This window comes from Flavobacterium sp., from assembly GCF_044368995.1.
GTDB lineage: Bacteria > Bacteroidota > Bacteroidia > Flavobacteriales > Flavobacteriaceae > Flavobacterium.
This window is the reverse complement of record NZ_JBIPMS010000069.1, coordinates 1-9,166: the sequence shown is the minus strand read 5'-3', so window position 1 is coordinate 9,166 and position 9,166 is coordinate 1. Positions and strand designations below refer to the sequence as shown.

Genomic DNA, 9,166 nt, shown 5'->3' with positions numbered 1-9,166 from the left:
GTGTCTAATATGTTTTCAATTCCTGTAAATAAAGTAAATCCTTCCATTGTTTTAGTAGCGGCTTTAAAATTATACGTCTCCCAAGCTGGCATGCCATTAGCTGGAGCATAATTTAAGTTGTCTTCGCCACTTGTAGAATAATCACTTAAGTGTTTTTTCCCGTTAAACAACATATAAGCTTCAAAATCCGCCCATTTTGGATTGAAGTATATTCCTAATTTCCCAAAATATGGTGGAATATGATCTAAAGGCCTGCTGTTCCCATCAGTAGTAACTCTTCCTAAAGTAACATTGTAAGAACCATTAAATTGTACGTTTTTAGTTAAAGTGGTTTTAATATTTCCGTTCACACCTGTTACAAATGCTTTCCCTAAATTTTGATTGGCCACTACGTTTCTTAAATCACCGCCACCAAAATCAAAGGTGTTTTGACCGTTAAAAGTGAATTTATCCGTTACAATAGCATCATATAATTGCGTGTAAAAATAAGTTGCATCAAATTGATGTTTATTTGATTTAGACTTTAACACAAATCCAAAATCTCCAGTTACAGTTTGTTCCGGTTTTAAATCTTTGTTTGGCACTATCAAAGTTCCTGCGCCAGATTCAAATATTTTTGCTAAATCATCAATATTTGGCACTCTGAAACCAGAGCTTACATTGGTTTTAAGGATGAAGTTTTCAGAAGCGTTGTGCACCAAACCAATGTTTCCGCTATAGGTTAAGTTTTGTTGTTTTATTTCATTAAAAGGTAATGACATTATAGAGTTATCAGCAATTGTGCTGCTTAGCGTAGCGTATCCAATTCTTGCGCCCATTGAAAAGTTTGTAGCTATGTATCTTTTTGAAGTGTAGGAAATATATAACTCATTTCGCATCATATTGTTTTTCCCGTTAGGATATCTTGTATCTAAAGGCACTATTACGCCAGTTTTGATATTGTTTTTAAAGGCAGTCGATTTCAAATCATCATAGTAATTTTCCATACCATAATACAGATTTCCTTTTTTTAATTTGGTTTCAAAGTTTGCGGCTAAAGAATAAATATTCACATTTTCAATTCTGTTTTGTAGGTTGTAATTTCCAAAATTTCTATTCATCCTGCTTTCTTCAACGTTTTGATAACCCGCATCTAATTTAAAATCGGTATTAGAAAACACATTTTCTTTTTCCATACTATATACACCTAAAAGTCTTTTTTGTGGTCCGTAATACCATTCGGCGCTTTTTAAACCATTGCCTGCAGGATCTGTTAATCGATCGTATCTATTGATGTTTGAAGAGGTTGAGTATTGAAAATTGGCATTATGAATATACCCACTTTTAGATGTATAAACTAATTTTTGCATAAAGTTGTATTGTTTAAATGCACTGCCAACTTGATTGTATTTGTTTTCATTTTGTGTTACAACATCTGTACCGTTAATCGTTTCCACATATTTTATTCTTTCTCCAAAGAAATCACCATTATGGTTTTTCTTTTTTCCCATTTTTAAATCACCAAAAGCGTTATATGAAAATGCAGTTAATGATGCAAAATTTGATGTACCATAATTTAAATCAAAATAGCCAGATTTTTCTTCATTTACAGAAGAATATCGCGTATTAAAATTCCCAGTAAAACCATCAATAAATTTTGCGTTTTTCGTAATCATATTTACCGAACCTCCAAGAGCATCACTGCCATATAATGATGAGGTTGGACCATATTGAACTATTGCTGTTTCTAAGAAATTTTCATCAATGGTAATAACATTTTGTAAGTGACCGGCTCTAAATATTAGATTATTCATTCGTAGGCCATCTACCAAAAGTAAAATCCGGCTAGATTCAAATCCTCTAATTACAGGACTTCCGCCACCTTGTTGCGATTTCTGTACAAATAAAGCACCCGAGTTGGCCAACATATCGGCCGTGCTTTGAAAGTTTTGAAATTCTATTTTTTCTTTTGAAAAGATTTCAATTTGTGAGGGTGTTTGGTTTTTATTTATTAAAATTTTTTTAGAATTAATTTTTATTTCTTCAATGTTTTGTGTTTTGATAGTATCTGTAACGTCTTGACTAAAAGATAATTGTAAATTTATTATCAGAAAACCTAAAAGGAATGAGTATTTTTTTATCATTTTAAATTATTTAAAGAAACAAAGCCTCAAAAATTATGCCATGAAAAAGATTTTATTTTTTATTAGGTTCAATAATTACGGCACTTGGATATTTCTTTTTAATTTGAATTAAAGATTTTTCTGCTTCAATTTTACTTTTAAAACTCCCAACCCAAACTTTGTATGATGGGTTGCTAAAAACGATAGTGCCGTCTATTAATAAAAATTCCTTTTTAAACGCAAGTAAAGTTTTTTTCGATTCTTCTATATTTCCAAAAAATATTTGAATCTTAAATTTGTCATTTATAGTAATACCCGAATTGTTTTTTCTTTTTTCTTGAAGCAATTTTTCAATTTTTTCATCTTGCTCAATTATAGTTTTCGAGGTTTGTGAAAAAATATTTTGCGAGAATAAAATCGTAAATATTAAGATTGAAAATCCGGTTATTTTTTTTAAAGTCTTCATAATGAATGATATTTAATGCAAATTTATTACTAAGATTTAAATAATTGTCCTTAATCTTATTTAGAATTAAAATAAATTACATTTTAAGATAAATTTAGGGTTTTTATAATTATTCTAATGTTGTATTTTTGTCCAAGTTTTTAAAAAAGTATGTTAAAGCATTAGCTAAAACCATACCAAAAATAAGTTTGATAATTAATTTTTAATATGAAAAAGTTGGGTAACCCTAAATCGTTTTCAAAAACTATCTTTTCTCTAGCGTTTTTTACAATGTTTGTATTGGGCGTTTCTGCGCAAGAAGCTGTTGCAGCTGCTGCGCCTGCTGCAGTTGCAGCGGCACCAGCAAGTGGTTCAGGTGATCCAGTAAAAGGAAAAGAATTGTTTAACACTAATTGTGCCGCTTGTCACAAATTAGATGCAAAAATGACTGGCCCTGCATTGAGAGGTGTTGGCGATAAGTATGACAAAGCATGGTTGTACAAATGGATTAAAAATAGTTCAGACCTTATTAAGTCTGGTGATGCTAAAGCAGTAAAAGTATACGAAGAATTTGCAAAAGCAAATATGACGGCTTTTCCTCAATTATCTAATGGTGACATTGATAACATTATAGCATATACTATGGAAGTTGCTCCGGCTGCTGAAACTCCAAAAACAGCTGTTGGCGGTGCTGCCAACAAAACAGAAGGTGGCGTGTCAAATAACTTAATATTAGGTGTGTTAGCATTTGTATTGGGTATTTTGGTATTTATGTTGGTTACAGTTAAAAGATTATTAAAAAATGTAATAGATGCTAAAGGTCTTGAAGTTGCTGAAGCACCTAAAGGATTGCCTTTCTGGAAAGCATTTGTTAAAAATCAGTTTTTAATGGTGGTTACTGCTATTTTGTTCCTCTTAATTTCTGCTTATTTTATGTATGGTTATTTCATGCAAATTGGAGTAGATCAAGGATACGAGCCAATACAGCCGATACATTATTCACACAAAATACATGCTGGTGAAAATGGTATTGATTGTAATTATTGTCACTCTTCTGCAAGGGTTTCTAAGCATTCAGGAATTCCTTCATTAAATGTATGTATGAATTGCCATAAAAACATTGCTGAATTCCAAGGTTCTAAAGATTCTACTTATGTGGAATACACTAAAGAATTTTACACTGGAGAAATTCAGAAATTATATGACGCGGTTGGATGGGACAAAGCCACTCAAAAATATACGGGTAAAACAAAACCTGTAAAATGGGTTAGAATTCATAATTTACCTGATTTTGTATATTTCAATCACGCACAACACGTAACTGTTGGGGGGATCGAATGTCAAAAATGTCATGGAGAAGTGCAAACTTATGAGGTAATGAAACAAGCACAACCTTTAACAATGGGTTGGTGTATCAATTGTCACAGAGAAACAAATGTGAAAGTGGAAGACAATGGTTATTACAAAAAAATCCACGAACAATTATCTAAGAAATTAGGTGTTTCTAAGTTGACAGCTGCTCAAATGGGTGGTTTAGAATGTGGTAAGTGTCACTATTAATAATAATATAAGAAGTTAATATCTATATACAATGGCATCAAACAAAAAATACTGGAAAAGTGTTGAAGAACTAAATGAAAATAGTTCTATTGTTGAGGCGTTACAAAGCAACGAATTTGTAGAGCAAATCCCTGTTGATGCGTTTCTAGGTGATAAAGAAAATCTTTCAAATTCATCTACTTCGCGACGCGACTTTTTAAAGTACGTTGGCTTCAGTACTGCCGCAGCATCATTAGCGGCTTGTGAAGGTCCAGTAATTAAGTCAATTCCTTATGTGGTTCAACCAGAAGAAATTATCCCAGGTGTAGCGGATTTTTATGCTACAACCATCGCGGATGGTTATGATTTTGCGAATATATTAATTAAAACTCGTGAAGGTCGCCCTATTAAAGTTGAAAATAATACTACATTAGGTGCCGTAACCGGAGCTAATGCAAGAGTTCATGCTTCCGTTTTGTCTTTATATGATAATTTAAGATTGAAAAATCCTAAAATCAATAAAAAAGAAGCAACTTGGAATGAGATAAATGCAAAAGTGAAAGCTAGTTTAGTTGACGCTAAAACCAAAGGTGGTCAAGTTGTGGTTTTAACTAACACAACAGCAAGTCCTTCAACAGATAAATTAATTTTAGATTTAGCAACTAAATATACTAATGTTAAGCACATTATATATGATGCAATTTCTGATTCAAATGCTTTAGATGCTTTTCAAGCGGCTTACGGCTTTAGAGGTTTGGCAAATTATAATTTCGCTAACGCAGATACTATTGTATCTATCGGTGCAGATTTCCTTGGAGATTGGCAAGGTGGCGGTTATGATGCTGGATATGCAAAAGGACGTGTTCCGAAAAACGGAAAAATGTCTAAACACATTCAAATTGAAGCAAATATGTCATTAGCTGGTGCTAATGCTGATAAAAGAATTCCATTAACTATTGCGGGTCAAAAACTAGCTTTAGTAAAATTATACAATGCGGTTACAGGTTCAAATGTTTCTGTAAATAGTGTAGGTGCTTTAGATAAAGAAGTAGAAAAAGCAGCGCAACAATTAAAATCCGCTGGATCTAAAGGAGTTGTAGTTACAGGTTTAGATGATTTTGATGCACAATATTTAGTCTTGGGTATCAATTTAGCTTTAAAATCTGAAGCTTTTAATCCTTCTGATGCTAAGCTTACAAGAAAAGGAGACGCTAAAGCTGTTGCGCAATTAGTAGCAGACATGAATGCTGGAAAAGTGCACACATTAATTATGAGTGGCGTGAATCCAGTATATACTTTAGCCAATTCAAAAGAGTTTGTTGCAGGTTTAGCAAAAGTTAAATTATCAGTTTCATTCTCAACTAAAGAAGATGAAACCGCTGTTAAAACTACTATTGCTGCAGCTGCAAGTCATTATTTAGAGTCTTGGAATGATGTTGCCATTACACGTTCAAACTATAGTATTGCTCAGCCAACAATTAGACCTTTATTCAATACAAAACAATTTCAAGAAGCTTTATTGTCTTGGAATGACATTGCCACTCCGTATTATGATTTCTTAAAAGTTTTTGCTACTACTAATTTAGGCGGAAAATCTTGGAATCAAGCAGTTCACGACGGATTTACAGTCACTGCTGCTGGAAATGTTACTGCACAAGCAGGTAATTTTGGAGCTTCAGCCGCAAAACTTTCAACTGCAAAATCTAACGGTTTAGACTTAGTTTTATACAGTAAAGTTGGAATGGGAGATGGCCAGCAAGCCAACAACCCTTGGTTACAAGAATTTCCTGATCCAATAACAAGAGTATCTTGGGACAATTATGTAACAGTATCTAAAGCAGATGCAGAAAAATATAAATTAGAAAACTTTAATGTAGCCAACGGAGGTTTAAACGGAAGTTATGTTTCAATTAAAGTTGGAAAAGCTACTTTAGAAAATGTGCCAGTAATTATTCAACCAGGACAAGCTGCTGGAACAATTGGTTTGGCTTTTGGATATGGTAGAAAAGAAGCATTAAAAGACGAAATGCAAACCGGCGTTAATGCTTACACGTTATACGCAAATGGAAATGCAAATCAAACGGCTTCAGTTACTTTAACTGAAGGGGAACATGAATTTGCTTGCGTGCAATTACAAAGAACATTAATGGGTAGAGGTGACATCGTAAAAGATACTACTTTATCTATTTTTAATAAAGCAAATGAAGCAGGTGATAAGGAAATTTATAATCCAACACCAGTTGTTTCATTAGATCATAAAGAAGTTGCTGCTACATCAGTAGATTTATGGACTTCATTTGATAGAAGTACAGGTCACCACTTCAACTTATCAATCGATTTAAATTCTTGTACAGGATGTGGTGCATGTGTTATCGCATGTCATGCAGAAAATAATGTACCAGTTGTCGGAAAAACTGAAGTTAGAAGAAGTCGGGATATGCACTGGTTAAGAATCGACAGGTATTATTCATCTGAAGAAACTTTCTCTGGTGATATTGTTAAGAAAGATAGCTCAAAAGGGCTAACAGAAACGGTTTCTACATTACAAGAAATGGAAGATCCTTCTGCAAATCCACAAGTAGTTTTCCAACCTGTAATGTGTCAGCACTGTAACCACGCTCCTTGTGAAACAGTTTGTCCGGTTGCTGCTACATCGCACTCTCGTCAAGGTCAAAATCATATGGCTTACAACAGATGTGTGGGTACGCGTTACTGTGCGAATAACTGTCCATATAAAGTACGTCGTTTCAACTGGTTCTTGTACAATAAAAATGACGAGTTTGATTACCATATGAATGATGATTTAGGACGTATGGTATTAAATCCGGATGTAAATGTTCGTTCTCGTGGGGTGATGGAAAAATGTTCTATGTGTATCCAAATGACACAAGCTACTATATTAAAAGCTAAAAAAGAGGGGAAAGAAGTTGGGAAAGATGATTTCCAAACGGCTTGTTCTTCAGCTTGTACTTCAGGTGCTATGATTTTTGGAGATATTAATAATGCAGCATCAGATGTTGCTCAACTTTTAGAGGACGACAGAATGTATCATTTATTAGAAAGCATTGGAACAAAACCAAACGTGATGTATCATGTTAAGGTAAGAAACGATAAATAAGTATTAATAGAAACAATATAAAGGATTATGTCTCATTACGAAGCACCCATTAGAAAACCTTTGGTTATTGGTGATAAATCTTATCACGATGTAACCGTAGATGTAGCTCGTCCAGTTGAAGGAAGAGCTAACAAATTATGGTGGACAGTATTTTCAATAGCATTAGCGGCGTTCCTTTGGGGACTTAGCTGTATGGCATACACAATCACAACAGGTATCGGTACTTGGGGTTTAAATAAAACAATTGGCTGGGCTTGGGATATTACCAACTTCGTTTGGTGGGTAGGTATAGGTCACGCAGGAACACTTATTTCTGCAGTACTTTTATTATTCCGTCAAAAATGGAGAATGGCCATTAATCGTTCGGCAGAGGCGATGACAATTTTCTCTGTAATTCAGGCAGGTTTGTTTCCAATCATTCACATGGGTCGCCCATGGTTGGCGTATTGGGTTTTACCAATTCCAAATCAATTCGGTTCATTATGGGTGAATTTTAACTCACCTTTACTATGGGACGTTTTTGCTATTTCAACGTATTTATCAGTGTCATTGGTTTTCTGGTGGACGGGTTTATTACCTGATTTTGCAATGCTTAGAGATAGAGCAATTACACCTTTCAATAAAAGAATTTATTCTATCCTTTCTTTCGGATGGAGCGGTAGAGCAAAAGACTGGCAGCGTTTTGAAGAAGTTTCTTTAGTATTAGCTGGTTTAGCAACACCTCTTGTACTTTCTGTACACACTATTGTATCCTTTGACTTTGCTACTTCAGTAATTCCTGGTTGGCATACTACTATTTTACCGCCCTATTTTGTGGCCGGTGCGGTATTCTCAGGTTTTGCAATGGTAAATACATTATTAATTATAATGCGTAAAGTATCTAGTTTAGAAGATTATATTACCGTACAACACATTGAATTGATGAACATCGTTATTATGATTACGGGTTCTATCGTAGGTTGTGCATATATTACAGAATTATTTGTAGCTTGGTATTCAGGTGTAGAATATGAACAATATGCTTTCTTAAATAGAGCAACTGGTCCTTACTGGTGGTCTTACTGGTTAATGATGTCTTGTAATGTTTTTTCTCCTCAATTTATGTGGTTTAAAAAATTAAGAACAAGTATAGCGTTCTCTTTTATTATTTCTATTGTGGTAAACATTGGAATGTGGTTTGAACGTTTCGTAATTATCGTAACTTCATTACATAGAGATTATTTACCATCATCTTGGACGATGTTTCAACCCACTTTTGTGGATGCAGGAATATTTATTGGAACTATTGGATTCTTTTTCGTATTATTCCTATTATATTCTAGAAGTTTTCCAGTAATTGCTCAAGCCGAAGTAAAAACAATTCTAAAATCATCAGGCGATAATTTCAAAAGAGAAAGAGGAGATACTAAACCACATCATGACAATCACGGACATGATGCACACGAAGGACACGATCATCATTAATATAAAGAATTATGAGTAATAAAGTAGTACATGCTATATATAACGACGATGATATTTTGTTAGCAGCAGTTCATAAAACTAAAGCCGCACATTATCACATTGAAGAAGTTTATACGCCATTTCCAGTCCACGGACTAGATAAGGCCATGGGTTTACCAGCAACACGCCTTGCAATTTGTGCCTTTTTATACGGAATAGTGGGTATATCTGTTGCAACAACTATGATGCGTTTTATAATGATTGAAGATTGGCCTCAAGATATTGGTGGAAAACCAAGTTTTAGTTATATAGAAAATATGCCAGCTTTTGTTCCAATTATGTTCGAAATGACCGTGTTTTTTGCTGCTCACTTAATGGTAATTACTTTTTACATGAGAAGCAAATTATGGCCATTCAAACAAGCAGAAAATCCAGATGTAAGAACAACGGATGACCATTTTTTAATGGAAGTTGGTGTTCATAATAACGAAGAAGAATTGGTTTCTTTCTTTAAAAAAA

Annotated in this window: 6 protein-coding genes; 4 read left to right on the top strand and 2 right to left on the bottom strand. The window is 33.9% G+C overall.

Annotated elements, in window-relative coordinates:
• Positions 1–2,123: TonB-dependent receptor plug domain-containing protein (locus ACIQ2I_RS06140; protein WP_396181556.1), on the bottom strand; the 2,123-nt coding region annotated here is incomplete at its 3' end.
• A gap of 52 nt (positions 2,124–2,175) precedes the next feature.
• Positions 2,176–2,568: an SPOR domain-containing protein gene (locus tag ACIQ2I_RS06135; protein WP_396181555.1), complete on the bottom strand. Its 393-nt coding sequence runs from the start codon at positions 2,566–2,568 to the stop codon at positions 2,176–2,178.
• A 207-nt stretch (positions 2,569–2,775) separates the two neighbouring features.
• Here ACIQ2I_RS06135 and ACIQ2I_RS06130 point away from each other — a divergent pair, with 207 nt between their 5' ends.
• The 4 genes from ACIQ2I_RS06130 to ACIQ2I_RS06115 form a co-directional block, all read left to right on the top strand.
• Complete coding sequence (locus ACIQ2I_RS06130) at positions 2,776–4,107, top strand: c-type cytochrome (RefSeq protein ID WP_396181554.1); 1,332 nt, start codon at positions 2,776–2,778, stop codon at positions 4,105–4,107.
• 31 nt (positions 4,108–4,138) lie between these two features.
• The gene (locus ACIQ2I_RS06125; protein ID WP_396181553.1) at positions 4,139–7,204 is read left to right on the top strand and encodes a TAT-variant-translocated molybdopterin oxidoreductase; all 3,066 of its coding nucleotides are present in this window, start codon (positions 4,139–4,141) and stop codon (positions 7,202–7,204) included.
• A gap of 24 nt (positions 7,205–7,228) precedes the next feature.
• Positions 7,229–8,668, top strand: a complete 1,440-nt coding sequence (nrfD, locus tag ACIQ2I_RS06120) for an NrfD/PsrC family molybdoenzyme membrane anchor subunit (RefSeq protein WP_396181557.1) — start codon at positions 7,229–7,231, stop codon at positions 8,666–8,668.
• An 11-nt stretch (positions 8,669–8,679) separates the two neighbouring features.
• Positions 8,680–9,166 (top strand): DUF3341 domain-containing protein (locus ACIQ2I_RS06115; RefSeq protein WP_396181552.1); only part of this gene is annotated, 487 nt, incomplete at its 3' end.